The 23,809-nt window shown below is 48.2% G+C and carries 20 protein-coding genes and 1 tRNA gene; 8 read left to right on the plus strand and 13 right to left on the minus strand.

What is annotated here, in order from left to right; all coding sequences use genetic code 11:
- Positions 1 to 57: 57 nt before the first annotated feature.
- The 3 genes from fusA to rpsL are packed head-to-tail and all read right to left on the minus strand — an operon-like array spanning position 58 to position 3,062.
- Positions 58 to 2,184: an elongation factor G gene (gene fusA / locus ACFQY8_RS06280; protein WP_377939037.1), complete on the minus strand. Its 2,127-nt coding sequence runs from the start codon at positions 2,182 to 2,184 to the stop codon at positions 58 to 60.
- A gap of 33 nt (positions 2,185 to 2,217) precedes the next feature.
- Positions 2,218 to 2,688 carry a 30S ribosomal protein S7 gene (gene rpsG / locus ACFQY8_RS06285; protein ID WP_377939038.1) on the minus strand — a complete coding sequence of 157 codons (471 nt, stop codon included), beginning with the start codon at positions 2,686 to 2,688 and terminating at the stop codon, positions 2,218 to 2,220.
- Positions 2,689 to 2,690: 2 nt separating this feature from the next.
- Positions 2,691 to 3,062, minus strand: a complete 372-nt coding sequence (gene rpsL, locus ACFQY8_RS06290) for a 30S ribosomal protein S12 (RefSeq protein WP_100510868.1) — start codon at positions 3,060 to 3,062, stop codon at positions 2,691 to 2,693.
- 504 nt (positions 3,063 to 3,566) lie between these two features.
- Here rpsL and ACFQY8_RS06295 point away from each other — a divergent pair.
- Positions 3,567 to 4,493, plus strand: coding sequence for an AEC family transporter (locus ACFQY8_RS06295; protein ID WP_377939039.1), 927 nt, complete (start codon positions 3,567 to 3,569; stop codon positions 4,491 to 4,493).
- 55 nt (positions 4,494 to 4,548) lie between these two features.
- On the opposite strand, the gene ACFQY8_RS06300 is transcribed toward ACFQY8_RS06295, so the two are convergent.
- Positions 4,549 to 5,697, minus strand: a complete 1,149-nt coding sequence (locus ACFQY8_RS06300; protein WP_377939040.1) for a glycerate kinase family protein — start codon at positions 5,695 to 5,697, stop codon at positions 4,549 to 4,551.
- A 19-nt stretch (positions 5,698 to 5,716) separates the two neighbouring features.
- Positions 5,717 to 7,015: a GntP family permease gene (locus ACFQY8_RS06305; protein WP_377939041.1), complete on the minus strand. Its 1,299-nt coding sequence runs from the start codon at positions 7,013 to 7,015 to the stop codon at positions 5,717 to 5,719.
- Between the two features lie 166 nt (positions 7,016 to 7,181).
- Here ACFQY8_RS06305 and ACFQY8_RS06310 point away from each other — a divergent pair, with 166 nt between their 5' ends.
- Positions 7,182 to 8,351: a CdaR family transcriptional regulator gene (locus ACFQY8_RS06310; protein ID WP_377939042.1), complete on the plus strand. Its 1,170-nt coding sequence runs from the start codon at positions 7,182 to 7,184 to the stop codon at positions 8,349 to 8,351.
- Positions 8,352 to 8,433: 82 nt separating this feature from the next.
- On the opposite strand, the gene ACFQY8_RS06315 is transcribed toward ACFQY8_RS06310, so the two are convergent.
- Both ACFQY8_RS06315 and ACFQY8_RS06320 read right to left on the minus strand, forming a co-directional pair.
- Positions 8,434 to 8,510 (minus strand) — tRNA-His (locus ACFQY8_RS06315).
- An 89-nt stretch (positions 8,511 to 8,599) separates the two neighbouring features.
- Positions 8,600 to 9,859, minus strand: a complete 1,260-nt coding sequence (locus ACFQY8_RS06320; RefSeq protein WP_377939043.1) for a glycosyltransferase — start codon at positions 9,857 to 9,859, stop codon at positions 8,600 to 8,602.
- Between the two features lie 143 nt (positions 9,860 to 10,002).
- On the opposite strand from ACFQY8_RS06320, the gene purT reads away from it, so the two are divergent.
- The 6 genes from purT to purD all read left to right on the plus strand — a co-directional run bounded on the left by purT (position 10,003) and on the right by purD (position 19,976).
- A complete protein-coding gene (gene purT / locus ACFQY8_RS06325) occupies positions 10,003 to 11,262 on the plus strand; it encodes a formate-dependent phosphoribosylglycinamide formyltransferase (RefSeq protein WP_377939044.1) in 1,260 nt (419 codons plus the stop codon).
- 98 nt (positions 11,263 to 11,360) lie between these two features.
- A complete protein-coding gene (gene purC, locus ACFQY8_RS06330; protein WP_377939045.1) occupies positions 11,361 to 12,110 on the plus strand; it encodes a phosphoribosylaminoimidazolesuccinocarboxamide synthase in 750 nt (249 codons plus the stop codon).
- Between the two features lie 141 nt (positions 12,111 to 12,251).
- Positions 12,252 to 16,013 (plus strand): phosphoribosylformylglycinamidine synthase, encoded by a 3,762-nt coding sequence (locus tag ACFQY8_RS06335; protein WP_377939046.1) that lies wholly within the window; start codon positions 12,252 to 12,254, stop codon positions 16,011 to 16,013.
- Between the two features lie 56 nt (positions 16,014 to 16,069).
- Positions 16,070 to 17,584 (plus strand): amidophosphoribosyltransferase, encoded by a 1,515-nt coding sequence (purF, locus tag ACFQY8_RS06340; protein WP_377939047.1) that lies wholly within the window; start codon positions 16,070 to 16,072, stop codon positions 17,582 to 17,584.
- Between the two features lie 24 nt (positions 17,585 to 17,608).
- Entirely contained in the window at positions 17,609 to 18,658 is a 1,050-nt protein-coding gene (gene purM, locus ACFQY8_RS06345; RefSeq protein WP_377939048.1) for a phosphoribosylformylglycinamidine cyclo-ligase, read from the plus strand.
- A 31-nt stretch (positions 18,659 to 18,689) separates the two neighbouring features.
- Entirely contained in the window at positions 18,690 to 19,976 is a 1,287-nt protein-coding gene (gene purD, locus ACFQY8_RS06350; protein WP_377939205.1) for a phosphoribosylamine--glycine ligase, read from the plus strand.
- Between the two features lie 199 nt (positions 19,977 to 20,175).
- Here the strand turns inward: purD and ACFQY8_RS06355 are convergent, their stop codons facing one another.
- From ACFQY8_RS06355 to ACFQY8_RS06380, 6 genes are all read right to left on the minus strand, one after another.
- Positions 20,176 to 20,688 (minus strand): hypothetical protein, encoded by a 513-nt coding sequence (locus ACFQY8_RS06355; protein ID WP_377939049.1) that lies wholly within the window; start codon positions 20,686 to 20,688, stop codon positions 20,176 to 20,178.
- Positions 20,685 to 21,320, minus strand: a complete 636-nt coding sequence (locus ACFQY8_RS06360) for a hypothetical protein (protein WP_377939050.1) — start codon at positions 21,318 to 21,320, stop codon at positions 20,685 to 20,687. Before ACFQY8_RS06360 ends, ACFQY8_RS06355 begins: the two co-directional genes overlap by 4 nt.
- Positions 21,317 to 21,955: an ATP-binding cassette domain-containing protein gene (locus ACFQY8_RS06365; protein ID WP_377939051.1), complete on the minus strand. Its 639-nt coding sequence runs from the start codon at positions 21,953 to 21,955 to the stop codon at positions 21,317 to 21,319. The genes ACFQY8_RS06360 and ACFQY8_RS06365 overlap by 4 nt, the downstream gene beginning before the upstream one ends.
- 51 nt (positions 21,956 to 22,006) lie before the next feature.
- Positions 22,007 to 22,951, minus strand: a complete 945-nt coding sequence (locus tag ACFQY8_RS06370) for a hypothetical protein (protein ID WP_377939052.1) — start codon at positions 22,949 to 22,951, stop codon at positions 22,007 to 22,009.
- A gap of 162 nt (positions 22,952 to 23,113) precedes the next feature.
- Positions 23,114 to 23,422 carry a hypothetical protein gene (locus ACFQY8_RS06375; RefSeq protein ID WP_377939053.1) on the minus strand — a complete coding sequence of 103 codons (309 nt, stop codon included), beginning with the start codon at positions 23,420 to 23,422 and terminating at the stop codon, positions 23,114 to 23,116.
- 31 nt (positions 23,423 to 23,453) lie between these two features.
- Positions 23,454 to 23,786 (minus strand): hypothetical protein, encoded by a 333-nt coding sequence (locus tag ACFQY8_RS06380; RefSeq protein ID WP_377939054.1) that lies wholly within the window; start codon positions 23,784 to 23,786, stop codon positions 23,454 to 23,456.
- Positions 23,787 to 23,809: the final 23 nt, after the last annotated feature.

Raw genomic sequence — 23,809 nt, forward strand, 5'->3', positions numbered from 1 at the left:
CCCTCAACAACGAAGCTATAAATTCTGTGCAAGCTTACCAGCTCGTAGTCTTTATGACTACTCGCCGCGCTGCGCCTTAATGATTTCGTCTGCGACGCTCTTTGGAACTTCAGCATACGAATCCATAGTCATGGAGTACATTGCACGACCCTGGGTGCGAGAACGCAAGTCACCGATGTAGCCGAACATTTCAGCCAGAGGTACCTTAGCGTTAATAACCTTAACGCCAGTTGCGTCTTCCATAGACTGAATTGCACCACGACGGGAGTTGATATCACCCATAACGTCGCCCATGTACTCTTCTGGAGTACGAACCTCAACGGCCATAATTGGCTCGAGGATGACTGGGTTAGCCTTAGGAGCAGCTTCCTTGAATGCCATGGAACCTGCAATCTTGAAGGCCATTTCAGAGGAATCAACGTCGTGTACCTGACCATCAGTAACGGTCGCCTTTACGCCAACAACTGGGAATCCTGCGAGTACACCGGACTGCATTGCTTCCTGAACACCCTCATCGATAGATGGGATGAATTCCTTGGTGATGTGACCACCGGTAACCTGATTTTCGAACTCGTAGGTCTTGCCCTCGGAAGTGTCAAGTGGTTCGAAGTTCATCAAAACCTTTGCGAACTGACCGGAACCACCAGTCTGCTTCTTGTGGGTATATTCCTGGTTCATTACAGGCTTCTTAATGGTTTCGCGGTAGGAAACCTGTGGGTTACCTACATTGCACTCGACGTGGAACTCACGGCGCATGCGGTCCACCAAAATGTCAAGCTGAAGCTCGCCCATACCAGCGATAAGAGTCTGACCGGACTCTTCATCAGTGGTGACCTGGAAGGTTGGATCTTCGTCAGACAAGCGCTGCAATGCAATGCCCATCTTTTCCTGATCAGCCTTGGTCTTTGGCTCTACAGCTACCTGAATTACAGGCTCTGGGAAACTCATAGATTCGAGAACAACTGGGTTCTTTTCATCGCAGAGAGTATCACCAGTGGTGATGTTCTTCAAACCGACGAATGCGTAAATGTTACCTGCATTTGCACTCTCGACAGGGTTCTCCTTGTCAGCGTGCATCTGGAAGAGCTTACCTACGCGTTCCTTCTTGCCCTTATTCGCATTAAGGATGGTGTCACCCTGAGAAACGGAACCAGAGTATACGCGAACGTAAACGAGCTTACCGTAGAATGGGTGAGCAGCAATCTTGAATGCAAGAGCAGAGAACGGCTCATCGATAGAAGGATGACGATCGATTTCAACGGATTCGTCGTTGATGTCGTGACCGATGATTGCAGGAATATCGGTTGGCGCTGGAAGGAAGTCAACCACTGCATCAAGCATTGGCTGTACACCCTTATCTTTGAATGCAGAACCGCAGTAAACTGGGTACGCCTCAGATGCGATTGTCATCTTACGAACAGCTGTGCGAATTTCTTCTTCAGTGATTTCCTCACCTTCGAAGAACTTCTCCATCAAAGCTTCGTCAGATTCTGCTACAGATTCGAGGAGCTCCTGACGATACTGGTCAGCCTTTTCCTTCAAGTCTTCTGGAATTTCAGTAGTCTTGTAAGTAGAGCCCTTATCTGCATCGTCTTCCCATACGTACGCAACCATACGAACGAGATCGACAACGCCAATGAAGTCATTTTCAGCACCGATTGGCAACTGCATGACAAGTGGCTTAGCACCGAGCTTTTCCTTGATGGTATCTACAGAATAGTAGAAGTTCGCACCGAGCTTATCCATCTTGTTGATAAAGCAAATACGTGGAACGTTGTACTTATCAGCCTGACGCCATACGGTTTCGGACTGAGGCTCCACACCTTCCTTACCATCAAACACTGCTACAGCACCATCGAGGACACGCAAAGAACGCTCTACCTCTGCAGTGAAGTCCACGTGGCCTGGAGTATCGATGATGTTGATCTGGTAGCGTTCCTTGGTGTCATGAGACTGACGATGCCAGAAAGCGGTGGTTGCAGCGGAAGTAATGGTGATACCACGTTCCTTTTCCTGCTCCATCCAATCCATGGTGGAAGCACCATCATGGGTTTCACCGATCTTGTAGTTCACACCGGTGTAGTAGAGGATACGTTCAGTTGTGGTCGTCTTACCAGCATCGATGTGAGCCATGATACCGATATTACGGACCATATGAAGATCCTTAAGCACATCTTGTGCCATTTTTTACCTATCTTTCCTCGTGCGGGGATTAAATTACCAACGATAGTGAGCAAAAGCCTTGTTTGCTTCTGCCATCTTGTGGGTGTCCTCGCGACGCTTTACAGAAGCACCGAGGCCGTTAGCTGCGTCGAGGATCTCGTTTGCGAGGCGCTCAGACATAGTCTTTTCGCGACGCTGACGAGAGAAGTCAGTGAGCCAGCGCAAGGACAAAGTGTTTGCGCGAGCTGGCTTTACTTCTACTGGAACCTGATAGGTAGCACCACCAACACGGCGGGAGCGTACTTCGAGGCTTGGGCGAATGTTGTCCAAAGCGCGCTTGAGTACTGCTACTGGTTCCTGTTCAGTCTTTGCCTTGACCTGATCCAATGCAGAGTAGACAATGTCTTCTGCGATGGACTTCTTACCGTCAAGGAGAATCTTGTTAATGAGCTGAGCTACAACTGTCGAACCGTAAATTGGATCTGGCAGGAGCTGATGCTTTTTTGCTGGTCCCTTACGTGACATAATTACTTAGCCTTCTTTGCGCCGTAGAGGGAACGACCCTGCTTACGGTCCTTTACACCCTGAGTATCGAGAGCACCGCGAACGATGTGGTAACGAACACCAGGAAGATCCTTAACACGACCACCGCGAACGAGCACGATGGAGTGCTCCTGCAAGTTGTGGCCTTCGCCTGGAATGTAGGCGGTTACTTCAATACCAGAAGAAAGACGAACACGAGCAACCTTACGCAATGCTGAGTTTGGCTTCTTTGGTGTAGTTGTATAAACACGGGTGCACACACCGCGACGCAGTGGGCTTCCCTTAAGTGCCAAAGTCTTTGACTTCTTTGGCTTTGGCTTACGTCCCTTACGGACCAGCTGTTCAATAGTAGGCAACTGTTTCTCCGATTCTTGTATTCCTTTGATGTGGTAACCGCTACACTGCGCACACGTCAAGGAATCCATGGAGAAACCAAAGATTTCTTAACAGCCACAGTCCACCGGCCCGATGGCCCATCCTCTCCAGTTATGCATTACTGCACACCTTCAACGATTCTGGGATATCCCGCTGCCGCACGCCATTACATAGACGCACCAGCGGCACACACAGGCTTTTATTGTATACACACCCTGCGACTAAAACTCACAATCAACAAAACTTGCTTGGCAGCACGCTCATTCACACCGCCAAGCAAGACGAAATACGAGTCTCCATAGTGCGCAATCCAACCTGAGAGTTGGCCCTCATTGCGCAAACTCGCATTACGCATTAGGTTAATGCTGCCGCAAAAATCTGCCTATCACCCATAAGTGTGAGAAGCGCACCATATGGAAACCCTAGGTGTCTCCATACAAAGATTTACCATTATACAAGTTAGATACACGATGAAGGTGAGACATATGGTAGGAGTACTTCTCAACGCATTTGCATTCATTCTTATCATCATCATTGGGCGCATACTCGATGCATTTCACGTCCTGCCTGCCAATGCGAGCGCGACTCTCAAGAAGATACTCATTAACATAACTTTGCCAGCGGCGATTATCATCAATTTTAATAAAAATACTCTGTCTTCTGGCGTGACGATGCTCGCCCTCGCACTTTTAGGGCTCGGCGCAAATATCATTATGATTGCCGTCGGCATGATTGCTACGAGAAAACGCACTTCAGCAGACAAAGCACTGTATATGCTATGCCTGCCATCCATGAATATTGGAGCTTTTTCTATCCCGTTCATTCAATCTTTCTTGCCAGCTGCCGGCATCGTTACAGCGTGCATGTTTGACGTAGGAAATAGCATTGCCTGCACGGGTGGGACATACGCGTTTACATCTCAATACGTCACAAGCGATGAGAACGGTATAGATTTTCGTGCGTTTATCAAGAAACTTGTGACGAGCACTCCCCTGATGACATATATCATTATGTTTACCATCGTCAGTTTGGGTTTTCATCTACCACACGAAGTGATAACGCTTATCAACCCGATGGCTGCAGCGAATCCATTTATCGCGATGATGATGATTGGAACTATGATTCGCATTGATTTCAAGCGTGAATATATGACTGATTTGCTCGCCGTCATTGGTCTGCGTCATATTTTCTCTATAGCACTTGCAGCACTGTGCTATTTCGTTTTGCCACTGGATCTCATCGCCCGCCAGGCACTTGTCATTATTTCTTTTGCTCCGCTCAGCATTATCGCTCCAGCGTATACGGGACTGTGCGGCGGAGATGAGGGAAAAGCGAGCGCGATTAACAGCTTAACCATAATCTTAAGCGTTATCGAAATTACCGCACTGCTCGTGGCGATGGGACTAAATTAAAAAGTGGTGGAACTTAGAAGAATCTTAAGTTCCACCACTCTCGCGTATACGCCAGTTATTTCACGGATTCATTCCATGAAATAATGCGTGCAACATTTTCCGCAGTATTCGCAACATTCTCATACGCCTGCGAGATGGCATCTTTAACACTCATTGTGCGAGGAAGGATACCGAAAATCGCATCGAATCCCACCGAGTACAGTTGCTGTACGTCGCGAGAAACCTGGCCTGCGAGCGCGATAGTTTTGCAATCTGGCGATGCTGATTTCACAGCTTGAACCACTCCCATCGGAGTCTTACCAAAGCGCGTTTGTGAGTCTATGCCACCCTCCCCGGTAAAGCAGTAGTCGCAGCCTTTTGCTTTTTCTTCTAGCCCCGTCGCCTGCGTAACAATGGAGACGCCCGGTTTCATCTGCGCATGTGTGAATGCAAGGAAGCCTGCACCCAAACCGCCCGCCGCGCCTGCTCCTGGCAGCTGAGCAATATCGCGGTCGCAAGAAACTTTCACGACCTCAGTAAAATGAGTGAGAGCTGCATCAAGAGTAAGTACCATACTTGGAGTAGCTCCCTTTTGTGGACCAAAGACTGCCGAAGCACCTTGCTCCCCTACGAGTGGATTCGTCACATCACTAGCCAAAGTAATATCGACGTCAGCGAGGCGTGGATCTATCTGCGATGTATCTATGCTGGCGAGGTTGGCAAGGGCTGCTCCACCGAATGGAAGATCCGTGCCGAAACTATCTACCAGGTGAACTCCGAGAGCCTGCGCCATACCAGCACCAGCATCGTTAGTCGCACTGCCGCCTAAACCAACGATAATGTGCTTCACACCATGATCGAGCGCATCCAAAATCAGCTCGCCGGTTCCATAGGTCGTGGTAATCAGTGGATTTTTCGTCTCATCATCTACGAACTGTATGCCGCTTGCTGCAGCCATCTCGATAACTGCAGTTTCACCGTCGCCCAAGATCCCGTAAACGGCATCAACCTTTTGCCCCAGTGGGTTTGTCACACGTGCCACAGCAAAGTCACCGTGAGTCGCATCCACAAGAGAGCGCACCGTGCCTTCTCCACCATCTGCCATAGGCACTGTGACACACTGCGCATCGGGTATAACACGCAAAATACCTTCTTCTATAGCGTTCGCTGCTTCGCGCGCAGTTAGGCTTCCTTTAAAAGAGTCAGGAGCGATAATGATTTTCATAGTTATTCCTTAACAAAACTTAAAAGACGATGTACATAAGAGTCGCTACTACTGTCATGGTCAAACCGATTAATGCTTCATACAGCAGGACATGCATACGTTCTGCGATGGTCATATTCATCGATTTTGCGGTGACATGGAAGTAGTTTCCATGAGGCAGAGCATCGATAACCGTTGCACCTGCTTGCATCGTGACCGCAGCGGCAAGGGGCTTAACACCGAAGGACAAGATGGAAGTACCGAAAGACTTGGAACCCAAAATAACGCCGGTAGATGTTGACGCAGCTGCAGCTGCCATCAGAACACCTGAAATAGGTGCTAAAAGCGAACCTGTAATGCCACTATGGTTAATCACATTCACAATTTGAGCTGGCAAATCAGAGCTTGTAATCAGACCACCCAAAGCACCTGCACCGATAAGAATCAAAACAACATCAACCATACGGTTAAGACCTGCCTTGCAATACTCCAAGATATGCTTACCCTGCTTCATTGCGAGCAAACCGACAATTGCAGCAAATGGAAGAATATACATAGCATCTACTCGGAACTTTTGCAGTAATCCGATGTGCAGGACAGAACCGATAGGATTGATAAGAAGTAGAATAACTGCCGTGCCAGGCGCAACTAATGCCTGACCAATGCTAGGGAGTTTTTTGTCAGTTCCCGTAAAAGTTGCTTCGCGCAGTGCCGTGTCCGTTTCAACGAGAACACCGCGACGCTGGATAAGACTTGCCAAAAGTACGGTGACCGCAAGCCCGCACAATGCTGGTATAAAACTAGCGATCATCACACTGGATACATCGACTTTGAAGCCAGATGCTACTGCAATTGTATTTGGATTTGGTGAGATGATATTTCCCGCCTTACCACCACCTGAAAGAGCGACAAGCAGCGCAAGTTTAGAAATGTGAAGCCTTGTGCCAACCTCAATTGCAATAGGAGCAACGATAAGAACTGCGACAGGAATAAACACGCCCACAGCGCAGATAATCATGGTTGCCAGTGCGAGCGAGAAAATTGCCATCTTTTCTCCGAATGCATGGACGATGGTTTGCGCTATGCGGTCCGCCGCGCCTGATTCCATCATGACGCCCGCCAGCACACCTGCCGCGAGTACACGGACAACCGTTCCCATTACACTTTGTGTACCCGCCACAATAACACTTGTAGTCTGTGAGAAAGAAGCGCCGGAAATAAGGCAGCCAAAAATTGCACCAAGAAACAGTGCATATGTGGAATTGAGTTTACACAGGATGAGAATGATGGCAAGCGCCAGCCCTAGAAGCGCTGCCCACCACGCGAGTGATATAGTCATTATGCCCTCCTCGGCATTCTTGCAGAGTGCTCCATTACACTTTGCGATTAATTACACGTCTATTATGTGCTGTTATACGCACTATTGAAAAAGAGCTTTGTACCTATTTTTTCGTATTATTTTGAGTAAGAATTGTTATGCATAACAGTATTAACGGATGGTGCATATGGACATTGATAAAAATATTGCCTCTATGATTGTTACTAATTTAAAAAGCGCACTGTCCTATGACATCAATTTATTTGACACCACCGGCACTATCATCGCCAGCACAAATCCTCAGCGCATCGGTACATCACACGGCGCAGCGCAGCTTGCGATTGAGACTGGGTACACCGTCTACGTTGATGATGATCATCCTTTCGCCGGCGCTCGTGATGGTGTCAACATTCCTGTATATCTTTATGGAAACATTGTCGCCGTCATCGGCATGACCGGAAAACGCGAAGAAGTCGAATCATACGGCAATGTCATCAGAAAGATGACAGAGATTCTCATAAGAGAAAACCTTGACCGTATGAATTACAGCGACCACACTATACTTATCGAAAATCTCATCGATGCATTAACAACTTCAGAAAAATACGACCCTGTCACGATTTCTCATCTTTTCCAAGAAGCAAATATCACGATTCAAGACAGCTACTACTGCATTGTTGCACAGCTGGGAAATGATTTACTCAATTCTCAGGAAATTCGTCAACTTCGAGATGAAATTTCGCAGATTACCAGCCACCTCTCTGGCTTACTCATCAGCATTAAATCAGACGGTTTCTGTCTCATTGTGCCCACATCACCGAGCGACAAACATTTGGATGATCAAGCTCTGACAGAAGATGACATATCAATAAGCCAACTTTGCTCTGCCATTTCGAGTAGCCCGATGATTACAAACAAGAATTGTAGTATCGGCGTCGGCAGCATTTACCCTGGCTTAGCAAGCATCCGCACTAGCTATCACGAAGCAAAATCCGCAGCACAGTGGGCTTCGACACAAAATACTCACGAGCCTGTCGACTACAAGGATTTAGACATTGGGGTGCTCATCCCATCCCTATCCAAAGAGAGTATAAGCGTCTTTCTCTCCCGCATTTTTGCAAACCTTAGCGACGAGCAAATACAAAAATTTGCTGAGCTTTTCCACTCATATAAAATGCACAACGGGAGTATAAACCACACAGCGCAGGAACTTTATCTTCATAAAAACACTGTGCAAAATAGACTCAATAAACTTATGAACTACACAGGGTATAACCCACGAAACCTACGCGATTTCTCAGTTTTAGATTGTGCATTCGAGTTATACCAATGGCAGGCAAAAGAAAACCAGAATTAAACAAGATAGCGTACAACAACAAGCCGTTTAACACTATCCGTCACAAGATAAGCAAAAAGCCCTAGGAAAACCTAGAGCTTGCTGGGGTGGCTAACGAGACTTGAACTCGCGACCTCCTGAACCACAATCAGGTGCTACTACCGACTGAGCTACAGCCACCACGTTCACATGAAATTCATGCAACGTATGAGAGCATACACGAAACCAAAGACCGACACGGCGGGATTCAAGAAAATAATCATTAAATCTTAAAAATTATGCGTCTGAGCATATGCCTCATACGCCATTTGTATAAATGTTTGCACAGAATTTTTAATCGAATACCTCGCCTTTGCCACTTGCGCATACTCACGTCCCCACCGCTCACGAAGCTCAGGATTGTCGAGCCACCAGTCGATTGCGCGTGCTAAATCTTCAGGATTATGCGGTTCGAAAAGACTCTCCGGGCACAACGCAAAATCTGATGCCGCACTCTTCGGCGCATGCGCAATCACAGGAACCACACCCATCGCCATCGCTTCAATCACGCTAATACCCTCGATATCCGCAAGCGACGCGTGCACACACAAGTCTGCATTGCTAAGGAATTCAGGCATTTCGTCGTGTTTTACAAATCCAATGGAAAATCCTGCAGCATCACCCAACTGCTTTTGCGCTAATTTTGTCAGTTTCTTTCGAAGTGGTCCCGCACCAGCGATGCGCAATTCAATGTCTTTTTTATGCTTACTCAGCGCCACTGCTTTTATCAAAGTCTCGTGGTCTTTTTCTGCGCTGAGCCGTCCGGACGAGACGATGATGAATTTTGAGTGTGCTGCGTGATCGGCTGTTCTCACATTCTTTGCCGTTTTAGTCCTCTCCGCCTCTAAAATTGCTGAGGTTCCATCAAAAAGCGAGTCATCGTACCCATTAGAGAAAACGTGCAAATGCTGGTTATAGCCAGCCCTTTCAAGCTCTGCCTTCTCCATATAACTTGGCACATGGATATGGTCTATATCCTCGTAAAACCCTCGCCACATCCAGTTATAAATACGCTCTTTGATGTGCGGGATCACATTCAAAAATGGTGCACTCGCGCAAATGTTCTCCGGCTGCACGTGAAACCCCGCCGTAACCGCAATACCGTTTCTCTTGCAGTATGCAAGCGCTGCCCTGCCAAATTCAAATGGCATATAAATATGAACGACGTCTACACCCTGAAATGCTTTGTCAAAAAGCTGCAAGTCTGGCTGAGCAAATTCCATTTTGTGCTGGCGAGCGAACCAAGAAACCACGGGAATATAGCGCGATTGAGCCGCATACACATCTCGATCTGACCCCACGCCGACGAGACGTACATCTACCCCACATCTTTCCAATTCATTTGCAAAAGCTTGGGCGGAGTTTGAAGTCCCATTACCACTTCCACCCAAAGAATCTACAACAAGCGCAATAGAAAGCTTGTCTTTACCTTCCTCGCTTTGTTCGCCGTCTCCCTGCTTGACGGTAGCTTTTCTGCTATACACACTCATATATCTATGATACTCGCATATCTATAATGCTTGAGGTCTCAGTGGCATAGCATCAAGCACAGTTTTGGACACTGTTTCATACACACCGTCCACATATTAACAACTTGCGCCGCACGGTACGCCGCCCATGCCAAGATAAAAGCATGACAGAAACTTCTCGCCCGCTGGGTTCTCCTTATGCAACTTCTCGTCAAGACAGCACTCGCATCATGCTGCTCGGCTCAGGAGAACTGGGCAAAGAAATAGCCATTGAAGCCATGCGACTTGGCGCATACGTCATCGCTGTAGACTCGTATGATCATGCTCCTGCTCAACACATCGCTCATGAGTCACACGCTATTGATATGAGCGACGAGAACCAGCTTTCTCGCCTTATCGAAGATGTGCAGCCAGACACCATCGTGCCCGAAGTCGAAGCGATCGCAACATCTGTATTGAGTGATGCGCGCGATGCTGGAGTGCAAGTCGTGCCAAGCGTTTCCATCGCTCAAATCTGCATGGACCGCGAGAGACTTCGCACTCTTGCTGCTGAAAAGTGCGGTGTGCCAACTACACCGTACCGATTTGCCGGCAGCGAGAATGAGCTTCTGGCAGGCGCGCGAGAAGTAGGATTCCCTTGTGTGATTAAGCCAGTCCTCTCTTCATCTGGACACGGTCAGTCTGTTGCCCGAAGTGAGCAGGATATCGTTCGCTCATGGGCATTCGCACAGGAAGAGAGGCGCACAGCTGGTGATGGCTCAGTCTCTCGCGTTATTGTGGAAGCATTCGTTCCTCTCGATTATGAATTAACCATTCTTACGGTCTCTTCCAGAGCAGGAGTAGTGACATGCGCTCCAATCGCGCACACGCAGGAAAGTGGAGACTACCGCGAATCCTGGCAACCAGCCTACGTACCGGAAAGTGTTATGAAGCAGGGACAACGCATAGCCCGCACAGTCGTCGAACAGCTTGTGCAAGACGCTCAAGACAATGGCGAGAAAGGCTGGGGCGTTTTCGGCGTAGAACTCTTTGTGCTGCGCGACGGCACCGTTTTGTTCAATGAAGTCTCCCCTCGCCCTCACGACACAGGCATGGTCACCTTGATTTCTCAGGACCTGTCTGAATTTGCTCTCCACGCTCGTGCGATTCTTTCCATTCCTGTGACAAGAGACTCAATCGAACTGAAAAATCCGGGGCTAGCAAGTGCAAGCCGAGCAGTAGTTGTCGAAGGCAACGGCGAAGTAATCTTTAGCAATCTTGAAGAAGTTCTCGCTTACTCACACAGCGACATTCGCCTCTTTGGTAAGCCTGAAGTGCATGGACACCGCCGTATGGCAGTTCTTCTTGCACAAGACGACACCATCGAGAAAGCACGAGAAAAAACTGCGTCCATGTATGAGAATTTGCGTATCACAGTTCGATAATTCACAGCCACAAACAAGCGTTTTTGTGCGCCCTGATTGCTAACGTTAAAAGGGTCACAAGCGCAACAAATTGCAACGACGTTGCAGGAAGGCCAAGCATGGAAAAGCGCGAAAAGCTCTATGAAGGCAAAGCAAAGAAACTCTACGCTACAGATAATCCTGACATTCTCTGGGTTGAGTATATGAATCAGGCTACTGCAGGTAACGGCGCAAAGAAAGAGCAAATTGAAGGCAAAGGTCGCCTCAATAACCGCATTACCTCTGTGATTTTTAACGAATTACAGTATCGCGGCATCGCAAGCCACTTCGTCAAGCAGATTAGCGAAACTGAACAGCTGAACCGTCACTTGACCATGTTCCCTCTCGAAATCATTGCACGTAATATCGCTGCTGGTTCTTTTGCAAAGCGCTACGGCATTGAAGAAGGTACCGTTTTGAAGCGCCCTGTCGTGGAATACTGCTTGAAGGATGATGCACTCGGCGATCCATTCATCAACACTGATGATGCTATTGCTCTTGACATCGCAACTGCTGACCAGCTTTCCATTATCAACGCAAAGGCACGTGAAATTAACCATGCGCTTACTGCGATGTTTGCTGACATTAACGTGACACTCGTTGATTTTAAGGTCGAGATGGGCGTCACATCTGACGGCACGATTTTGCTCGCAGATGAGGTTACTCCTGACACTTGCCGCTTGTGGGATAAGTCCAAGACAAGCGAAGGTCACATTGAGCGTTTGGACAAGGACATCTTCCGCAAGGATTTGGGAAATATCATTCCTGCATATGAAGAGATTCTTGCACGTCTCGAAAAGCTCAATGCTTCTCATACACTTGAAAACTAAATAGGTTTTGCCGGCATATCAGCATGCCGGCAAAATTTTTCTCTTGTGCACTCACCCCCGCGCACGCACAATATCTCAATAATTCAATACGCAATAATTAAACAGCCCCATTTTCCTCACAACTTTCTCTAAAGGACTGACATGGTTTATCGCATTCTCGTGGAAAAGAAGCCTGGCTTTGACGTACGCACACAGCAGCAGCTGAGCGAGCTCAATCACATCGTTGGCATTAGCGCGCTTGAAGGTTTGCGCGTTTTTAATCGCTACGATGTCGAAGGCATCAGCGAAGAACTTTTTAAGCAGACCATCCCTACTGTTTTTAGCGAGCCACAGTCGGATAATGCTTTCGAGGAATTGCCACAGGACGTCAGCGACGACGCCCAGGCAGTATTTGCTGTGGAATTCCTTCCAGGACAGTTTGATCAGCGTGCCACATCTGCAAGCGAGTGCATCCAGCTCATCTCTCAGGGCGAGCGACCAACAGTGCGTTCCTCTACTGTTTACGCGCTCTATGGCAAGAACCTGACAGAAGCTGACGTACAGGCAGTGAAAAAGTACGTTATCAATCCTGTAGAAGCTCGCGAAGCGCAGCTCGGCAAGCCTGAAACGTTGAGCGTCACCATTCCAGAGCCTCAGCCGGTAGAAATTATTGACGGCTTCACAACATACACCAGCGAGCAACTCGCACAGTTCATCAGCGAGCGCGGCTTGGCTATGGATCTTGCAGACATCGAATTCTGCCAGTCCTACTTTGCAAATATTGAGAAGCGCAATCCTACTATCACTGAGATTAAGGTCATCGACACCTACTGGTCTGACCACTGCCGTCACACCACGTTTAACACCGAGCTTGATGACATTACTATCGATGATGAGGCTGTGAAGGCAGCGTTTGAGCAGTATCTTGCTATGCGCCATGAGCTTGGCCGTGATGCAAAGCCAGTGTCCTTAATGGATATGGGAACAATTGCCGGGCGCTATCAGAAGGCTAAAGGTATCCTGAAGAATTTGGATGAGTCCGAGGAAATCAACGCATGCACCGTGAAAGTGACGGTGGACGTTGACAGCGAAGATCAAGATTGGCTCTTCCTCTTTAAGAATGAAACGCATAATCATCCGACGGAAATCGAACCATTCGGTGGCGCTGCAACGTGCATAGGTGGAGCAATCCGCGATCCGCTTTCGGGCCGTTCTTATGTGTATCAGGCTATGCGTGTAACCGGCGCAAGTGACCCTCGTGTTCCTGTTTCCGAAACCCTTGAGGGTAAGCTCCCTCAGCGCAAAATCGTAACCACGGCGGCAAACGGTTACTCGTCTTATGGTAATCAGATTGGTCTTGCAACTGGCCAGGTGCATGAGCTCTACCACCCTGGCTATGTGGCTAAGCGTATGGAGATTGGTGCTGTCGTGGGTGCAGCTCCACAGGAGAACGTACGCCGTGAAGTTCCAGCTCCTGGCGATGTCGTGGTACTTTTGGGCGGCCGTACGGGGCGCGACGGCATTGGTGGAGCAACTGGCTCTTCCAAGTCTCATAATGTACAGTCCATCGAAAAGGACGGCGCAGAGGTTCAAAAGGGTAATGCTCCTGTCGAGCGTAAACTTCAGCGCCTTTTCCGTCGTGGCGATGCGTGCAAGCTGATTAAGCGCTGCAACGATTTCGGTGCAGGCGGTGTGTCTGTAGCCATCGGTGAGCTTGCTGACGGTTTGAGCATTGATTTGAATACCGTGCCAAAAAAGTATGAAGGTCTTGACGGCACAGAGCTTGCTATTTCTGAATCTCAGGAACGTATGGCAGTCGTGCTGGAAGCAAAGGACGTCGACACTTTCCTTGGCTACGCACACGAAGAAAACCTCGAAGCAGTTCCTGTGGCAACGGTGACAGAAGCTGCTCGTATGGTTATGGCGTGGAATGGCGACACAATTGTGGACTTGAGCCGAGAGTTCCTCGCATCTAATGGCGCTGCAAAGCATCAGAATGTACACGTCGTATCTGCACAGGTTGTCGAGCAGCCATGGAAAGCAAGCGCAGGCAAGAGCTTCGCCGAGCGTTTGACCTCTACAATGAGCGACCTCAACGTGGCTTCCAATAAGGGCTTGTCCGAGCGATTCGACTCCACAATCGGCGCTTCAACTGTGCTTATGCCATTTGGCGGAAAGAGGCAGCTGACACCTTCGAGCGCGATGGTTGCTAAGTTCCCTGTGGATGGTGAAACGACGACTGCATCTGCTATGGCGTGGGGCTTCAACCCATTCATCACTGAAAAGAATCAGTTCACCGGCGCATACCTCGCTGTGGTGGAATCGGTTGCAAAGCTTATCGCAGCAGGTTTCACACGCGACAAGGCATATTTAAGCTTCCAGGAATACTTCGAAAAGCTGCGTGACGAGCCAGCACGCTGGGGCAAAACTGCTGCTGCCGTGCTCGGTGCTTTGAAAGCTCAGATGGATTTGGATGTGGCTGCTATCGGCGGTAAAGACTCCATGTCTGGTAGCTTTGAGGACCTCGATGTGCCTCCAACTCTGGTTTCTTTCGCGGTGTCAACTGGCAACGTAGACCGTGCGACTTCCCCAGAGTTTAAGAAGGCAGGAAGCACAGTTATTCGCCTTATTCCTCGCTACGAAAATGACGGTGTCACTCCTAAAGTCGATAGCTTTAAGGCCGTTTTGAACGCCGTAGAAGCACTGGTAGATTCGCAAGGCGCTTTGGCTATTTCTACACCAGGATATAGCGCAACGGCTGGAAGCTTGTTCTTGATGTCCGTAGGAAATCAGATTGGTGTACAGTTTGCTGACGATGTTCAGCCAGATTCCCTTTTCAACTACGCTTATGGCAGCTTCATCATCGAGCTTGCCGATGATGCGACCGTACCACAAAGCGATCTCTTTGATGTAGAAACTTTGGGCACCACCATCGACGAGTATGCCTTTATCACATCAAACGAGAGCGTAGATTTGACTCAGATTCAGCAGGCGTGGGAGTGCGGTATGGAATCCGTATTCCCATACCGCACTCCAGAAAATGAGAAGAAGAATCTTCCAGCAATCGAAGCTATTTCCTACACAGGTGAGAAGTCACTGCATCACGCACAAACTACTCTCGCTCGCCCACGCGTTATCATTCCAGTATTCCCTGGAAATAATTGCGAGTATGACACTTTACGCGCATTTAACCGTGCAGGCGCACAGGCTGAGACACTCATTATCAACAACCTCACCCCTGCTGCCGTAGCAGAGAGCACACATCAGTTGGCTCAGTCTATCCGCAACAGTCAGATTGTGATGATTCCTGGAGGCTTCTCGGGCGGTGATGAACCAGACGGTTCTGCAAAGTTCATCACGGCATTCTTCCGCTCCCCTGAAGTTACGGATGCTGTACGCGATTTGCTCAACAATCGTGACGGTTTGATGCTCGGCATTTGCAATGGTTTCCAAGCACTCGTCAAGCTCGGGCTCGTCCCATTTGGAGACATTGTTGATATGGACGAGAACTGCCCGACTTTGACATTCAACAATATCGGCCGTCATCAGAGCCGCTTGGTCCGCACTCGCGTGGCAAGCACAAAGAGCCCATGGCTGTCTCGCACAGAGGTTGGCGATGTACACACTATCGCTATCAGCCACGGTGAAGGACGCTTCGTTGCGAATGATGACGTGCTCGCTCGTCTCGTCTCTAATGGTCAAATTGCGACCCAGTATGTAGATGAGACAGGCACTCCAAGCCTTGACCTCGATGTCAACCCTAACGGATCCGTGCTCGCTATCGAAGGCATTACCAGCCCTGACGGTCGAGTATTTGGCAAGATGGGGCACACCGAGCGCAACGGCTATGGCGTATACAAGAACGTTCCTGGAAATAAGTTCCAGCCACTCATTGAAGGCGGCGTCAGCTACTTCACCGAGTAACGCAAAAACAACACTGCATATTACTGCCACATTTCAAGCAGAAAGATAAGGACACTATGTCTGCAGAATTAGAAGGATTGCATGAAGAGTGCGGACTCTTTGGCGTATGGGGTCATCCTGACGCAGCACGCATCACCTATTTTGGTCTGCATGCACTCCAGCATCGCGGCCAAGAAGGCGCTGGCATCGTCAGCAATGAGAATGGTCATCTCCACGGCCATCGCGACCTTGGCCTGCTCGCTCAGGTCTTTAACGATGATAAGAAGATTGACCGCCTGAAAGGCAATGCGGCAATCGGCCACGTGCGCTATGCCACAAGTGGCTCAGGAAGCGTGGATAATATTCAGCCATTCCTCTTCCGCTTCTTTGACGGTGATGTGGCCTTGGCTCACAACGGCAACCTAACCAATGGCCGCCAACTTCGTCGCGAGCTCGAAGCGGACGGCGGAATTTACCATTCCAACTCTGACACTGAAGTGCTTATGCATCTCATCCGCCGCTCCGATAAGCTAACCCTCATCGAGCAGCTTAAAGATGCACTTAACACTGTGCACGGTGGATTTGCGTATCTGCTGATGAAGAACGACTGCATGATTGGTGCTCTCGACCCTAACGGTTTTAGGCCACTGTCCTTAGGTCAAATGACCAATGGCGCATATGTGCTCGCCTCTGAGACGTGTGCTCTTGACATCGTGGGCGCAAAACTCGTGCGCAACATCGAGCCTGGCGAGCTCATCATCGTCAACGATGATGGCTACACCATCGAGAAGTATACGGATAAGACGCAAAAAGCTATCTGCTCTATGGAGTTTATTTACTTTGCACGCCCAGACTCCGACATTTACGGTGTCAACGTGCACTCCGCTCGAAAGCGTGCAGGTGCGCGCCTGGCGCAAGAAGCGCCTGTTGATGCTGATATGGTTATCGGAGTGCCAAATTCCTCGCTCTCAGCAGCAGCCGGCTACGCAGAGGAAAGCGGTCTGCCTAATGAGATGGGTTTGGTTAAGAACCAGTATGTGGCTCGCACATTCATCCAGCCGACCCAGGAGCTTCGTGAACAAGGCGTGCGTATGAAGCTTTCCGCTGTGCGCGGCGTGGTAGAGGGCAAGCGCGTAATCGTCATCGACGACTCTATTGTACGCGGTACGACGAGCCGGCGCATCGTGCAGCTTTTGCGCGAAGCAGGAGCCGCAGAAGTGCACATGCGCATCGCTTCCCCACCATTGCGCTACCCGTGCTACTACGGCATTGATATTTCACGCACAAGCGAACTTATCGCCGCTCACAAGAGCGTTCAGGAGATTTGTGAATTCATCGGCGCAGATTCGCTCGCATACCTGTCTATTGACGGACTGGTAGAAACCGTTGGCCTGAATGCAGACGCGCCATATGGCGGCCTGTGCGTGGCATATTTCAATGGCGACTACCCTACTTCCCTCGGTGACTATGAGGAGGAATTCCTCGCGTCCATTACCGAAGAAGATAAAAAACGTCTGACAGAATTTGCGCGCGACTCAAGCCAGTATTACGGCAACGAATACACGCATTATCTCATGGAGAAGAGTAAGTAGTTTTTTCTATATTAAGGAGTTCACATGCCATCCGCATATGAAAACGCTGGAGTCAGCGTAGAAGCAGGTTACGAGGTAGTTCGTCGTATCCAGCAGCACGTAGCACGTACTGCACGTCCTGGCGCAGGTGGAATTGGCGGCTTTGGCGGCCTCTTCGATTTATCTCTGCTCGGCTATGAGGAACCAGTTCTCGTATCTGGCACTGATGGTGTCGGTACAAAGTTGCTTGTCGCAAAGGCAGCGAATAAGCATGATTCTATCGGTATCGACTGCGTAGCAATGTGTGTGAATGATATCTTGGCGCAAGGTGCTGAGCCACTCTTCTTCCTTGACTACATCGCGTGTGGTAAGAATGATCCAGCATTACTGGAGCAAGTCGTCAAAGGCGTAACAGACGGATGTGTGCAGGCAGGCGCAGCACTCGTCGGTGGAGAGACCGCCGAAATGCCAGATATGTACGACAAAGACGAGTATGACCTCGCAGGTTTCACGGTAGGCGTGGTCGAGAAGTCCACAATCATCGACGGCTCTGCCATTAAGGAAGGCGATGTGATGATAGGCCTTCCATCGTCCGGAGTCCATTCCAATGGATTCTCTCTCGTACGCAAAGCTCTCTTCAAAGATGGTGGCTTGAGCGTAGATTCTGAGCTTCCTGAGCTTGAAGGCAAGAAACTCGCAGAAGTGCTCCTTGAACCGACACGTATCTATGCTCAAGCGTTGAAACCACTATTTGCGAAAGGCAAAGGCTCTCATCAGATTTTGAATGGCATCGCGCATATCACAGGTGGAGCTTTTGTTGAAAAAGTGCCACGCATCATCCCAGAAGGTCTCGCAGCTTCCTTTGACATCAATTCATGGGACGTTCCCCCTATCTTTACAGTCCTCGAAAAATACGGTCACGTTGCGCATAAGGAAATGTATAACATCTTCAACATGGGCATCGGTATGGTCCTGATGGTTAGCCCTGAAAACGTTGCCACAGTAGAGCATATTCTCGACGAAAACGGTGAAAAGCATTACACCGTCGGTCGCATCGTCAAGGATAACGGCGAGCGCGTGGAATTGCACGACTAATCGGCTCTGCTTCGCTTCAAAGGAGAAACACATTATGTCTAAGGTTTTGGTCATTGGTTCTGGTGCTCGTGAGCATGCAATTTCTCATACATTGCTCCGAGGTGGCAGCGTCACTGAGGTTTTTTGCGCTCCTGGAAATCCTGGTATGCGCAAAGACGGTATCACAGTCGTCAATTTGTCGCAGTCCAATCACAGCGCGCTCATCGATTTTGTACGCGATAAGAACATCGACTGGGTGTTCGTCGGACCGGAGAATCCTCTTATCGACGGAATTGTTGATGATTTCGCAGAAGCTGGAATTAAGGCTTTCGGACCGACGCGGCGAGCAGCGCAGATTGAGGGTTCTAAAACCTTCGCCAAGGAACTTATGGAGCGCTTACACGTTCCTACTGCCGCATACGCAGATTTCGACAATTATGACGAAGCAGTTGCATATGTTCATGAACATGGTGCACCTATCGTGATTAAGGCTGACGGTCTCGCTGCAGGCAAGGGCGTGACCGTCGCTATGGATGAAGACACTGCAGTAGAGGCGCTGAGTGACATCTTCCTCGACAATCGCTTCGGTGATGCAGGCTCACGTGTAGTTATCGAAGAGTTTCTTGAAGGTCAGGAATTCTCTTTGATGAGCTTCGTGCGCGGTAGTGAATTCTGGCCTATGCCAATTTCCCAAGATCACAAGCGCGCTTACGATGACGACAAAGGTCCAAATACTGGCGGTATGGGTGCGTACTCCCCTGTCCCTCAAATTCCACAGTCCGTCGTAGATGAAGCTATCAAAACTATCGTCAAGCCCATCACTGCCGGTATGGCTGCGGAAGGTAATCCTTTCACTGGAATTCTCTATGCTGGGTTGATTGCTACTCAAGACGGACCAAAAGTCATTGAGTTTAATGCCCGTTTTGGAGATCCTGAGACCGAGGTCGTACTTCCTCAGCTCACTTCCGATTTAGGTGCTGGAGTTTACTCAATCTTAAATGGAGAAACTCCTGAATTCACGTGGGATAACGTGCGTACAACTTTGGGAGTCGTCGTAGCAAGTAACGGCTACCCAAACGCGACGCAGACGGGTGCTCTCATACACGATTTTGACTGCTCTGCAACTGCTGACTCCAACGGCACGCACGTGTACTATGCAGGCGTAGCTGAGAGCGAGAATGGCGAAGATTTAGTGGCGTCCTCTGGTCGTGTACTCTTGGTCCAAACCACTGCAGAGAGCGTGCAAGAAGCTCAAAAGATCATTTACGATATCATAGAAAACACCGATACTACAGGCATGTTCTATCGTCATGACATTGGAAATAAAGCAATGAGATAAACGCACGAGTATAAAAATTTTCCAACGTCAGTATCGCTAGACATAAAGCATATGGCTATCCGTTGAGATACCACTCATGAAGGGTAGCCATATTTTTATCAATTCGATAATCTCTAGCGATGTCTTACAGTTTTTGAGGACTATTCTTATCCTTTTCATAGTTCAATCTTTTACATTACAAAATGCATCTTGCTACACTTCATCTTGTCTTAAAGTACGTAAAAAGTTGAGATTGTCTAATGCACAACCCTGCAACTACAGTGCCAATAACTATGCCACATCCAAAAGTACTCACACTACGAAGCCCTGCAGTTAACGTTTCAATGCTTCCTTCACTAATGAAACGTAATGCATATACACCAAGAACGCATGTTGAAACGACTTGAGCAATTATAATCCATATACAAGTTTCACACATAATTTCAAGAATCTGAGCAGGCTTAGACTGACCTGCATGAAGTGCCCCAGCATATTCTAGACGGCGAGAGCGTACAGTAAAAACACCGAAGGCAACGCCTAGGACAAGCATAAGCACTGGCGCCCATCTACTCAAACGTTGCGTAAATTCAGTATAAGCGCGAAAACGCGAATCATAATTTTTATTTATTTGTGTAATACCGACACTAGAATTATCAGACCGTAAGGATGAAGAGATGATAGTCGTCGCCATAAGATGCGAGTCAGAAATTTGAGAACTCGGCCATTGTTTCACCCAGCACTCTTCATACTGTGTTTTCCACTCGCACTATCAACTACGAGGATGGCATATCCAAGACGCGTATCTCTACCATCATTAGGCCAATTAAAAGTTCCAGCTACACGAGTCGTGCCCGTTTTCGTTTGAAGAATGCTACCACGTGTAAGTCCAAAATTCCGCGCAACAAGACGTGAAACCCACACACCACTCGTATCAATTATGGGCGTTTTATTTTCTGGTATATTATATGAGCCTGTGTCATTTGACACTATCATGCGAAGAAAACCTGGTGTGACTTCATACGATGAGACACTTTTGCCAGGTGTCGAAAGAAGCTCAATATCCATACCTTGGTGCAGCGCTCCTGAATTAAGCAATCGTGTTTTACCTACAACCGTATCGTTAGCTTGCTCTGTAGCCAGATCGTCACACGACTGTCCATCTACTTGGGTACCTACAACAGCTGATCCATCTGCATATGCATGAATACGCTCCACAGACTGCTGCGAGATAGCGTTGATTGAGTACATATCAAATCCAGCGAAGAGCACCATACATACGACAGAAATTATCGTGTATAGGACAGCATGAGTAGTTCCACTTGCCACATTTCGTATAGCTTCGGAGATAATAGATTTAATTTTCATTCGTCTTCATCCTCATGAGGAAGGAAATCCGCTAAGTTAATGACACAATCACATGCATTTCGCGTATCAGCATCATGAGTAGCAATGATGACGACCATACCTTGACCTGAAAGCTCTCTGAGTACAGAGTTAACCGAGTGAGCTGTACTCATATCGAGTTGGGCTGTTGGCTCATCAACGAGGAGAAGATCCGGGTGCACACATACTGCTCGTGCAAGCATAAGACGCTGTGCTTCGCCTCCCGATAAATCACTAAATTGTCTCTCGGCTACCTCTTCTAGCGAAAATCTCTGGAGCACATCATAAGCCTGAGCCTGCGCATCTTTACGTGTTTTCCCCTGTGCAAGTAGCGGGAAGACTACATGATCAAGTACACTTCGACGAGCCACACCATAGGGATTTTGGAAAACCCAACCAACAGTACTGATATTGCACAGTTCAATTCTTCCAGTAAGCGGAATTTCCCAGCCTGCGATTATCGAAAGTAGTGTAGACTTGCCCGAGCCAGAAGGACCACATAGTGCGGTCATCTGCCCCGGCTCCGCAGTAAAATTCACATGTTCAAAAAGTGTATGTGTAGAACTAAAGCGGTGTGATACGTCGTGTACTTCTAAATAGACTTCCTGATTTCCCATGTGTGCTCATCTCTCGTAAATCCAGCTTATGCAGACCACTTACTCAAATCATCACACACATCGCGCAGAATTTAAACTGCTACCTAGACGGACGTTGTGTACTGTATCTAAATTACTCGACTGAGGTTGAATAAGGCTCACACCTAGCTCCCCCGCTACTACTACCACATGTATAGTCTTAGCCTTTTTCGCACCTGCGAGCGATACAATACATCCAACAGAATGTCCATTCTCTTCATGAATGCCAAATACAGCTCCAGCGGGTACACGGAGTACATTGATGCTCTGTTTTAATGAAAGTTGGGCATCAAATCCTTGAGCGAGTGAGTCTTTGTCAAGTCCTTTAAAATCATCTGTCTGTGCAACACGCCCACAAAAATCTGCATCATTTATCTCAGTCTGCCCAGCAGGGATTGTTCCTGTTACCCCGAAAATTACTATGGAACGGTCAACTGAATCTGCTTTGCCATTTTTAATCGTTATCTTTGTAATACCACCTGAAATTGTAGCAATGCTCGATTCTGATTCAATAGTTGTACCCAGGGAGGCATTCCAAGTCTTTATTTTTACGGTGTTCTCAGGAATCCATAGCATATCAGAAAGATGAAAAACTGAATCAGATGTATTTCCTATCGCAGTCTCCAACTTCTTCCACGCCTGTATTGTACGTGTTGTGAAGAGAGGAGATCCTTGTACAGCACCGTAGCCAAGACGCGAAAGCTCATCATTGAACGCTCGGACATCGTCGCCTTTATCTCCTATCGCCAAATCTCTGTAAAGAGGAGTAGATGTTGAAAGAGCAACGATAGAATGATCTTGAACTTTTAACGCTTTTTGACCAGAAATAAGCTGACCGTCGTTCCCACTCTCTGTCACAACGCCAGTCGTATGTATAACGATTTCTCTATCCTCAGCAAGAGTAGGTACAGCTGTAACTGTTTGAGCGCCGTCGTACTTTTGTGTAGCAACTTTTGCAGTAGTAATCTCTTGTGGCATACTTAATACGCGTGGCGGACGCTCAGGAAGAAACAGTGCACACAACCCTACAGTGAGAGATATTGCAAGAATAAATACCAATATAATCCACGTCTACGCAAGTGACCTCACAGAACCTTTTCTGTTTATTTTCGGCTTTGAGTTCTTTGTCATTCTGCCGTCCTACCAGAGATGTTCAACGGGATCACCGATGTATCCACGAATATAGTTATTTGCAACTTCGCATCCCCTCACTCTCATATCTTTCTGATTAAAAGATTTAGGCGGATGATTTGGGTCAGAAGTCTCTTCGACGTACTTTTGTGCTGTATAGCTTGGAGAAACAAGTTTTTCACGTATAAGGCAATCAACAATACCCTGAGTTTGAGAAGCATAAAGATGAGGATTACCTACCTGTGTCCTAAAAATATCGTCAATAGAAGCAGAGTAATTATTCTCGCAGTCCGTGCGGTCTTCTGAGTATTTCATCATCTGAGACTCCGTACTTTGCTTATACGGTGCTTCAATATATACCGTTAGGAAACTTGATAAGTTTGATTTCTTTGTACCCTTTACCCAACATGCACGAACGATAACCTGACCACGCAGACTCATAATCAGAAACAGACACTCCACCAGCATCCTTCGCACGCTCCAAAATTACACGCTGAAAATCAGACAAATCCTGATCCTGCAACTCCTGCGAAATCAAATCAGACAACGATGAAGCAAGCCTAGCCTGAGAACCTCCTTCTCCTGACACCACAGAACTCATTGTTGAATCTGACGATGCCGTAATCGACGACTGGTCCGATGACACAGACTTCGTGCACGCATACAAATTTGTGGTAGTCACGGCCACGATTATTACGGCAACAA

Origin of the sequence: Alloscardovia venturai (assembly GCF_042676605.1) — a bacterium.
In the GTDB taxonomy this organism is placed as follows: Bacteria; Actinomycetota; Actinomycetes; order Actinomycetales; family Bifidobacteriaceae; genus Alloscardovia; species Alloscardovia venturai.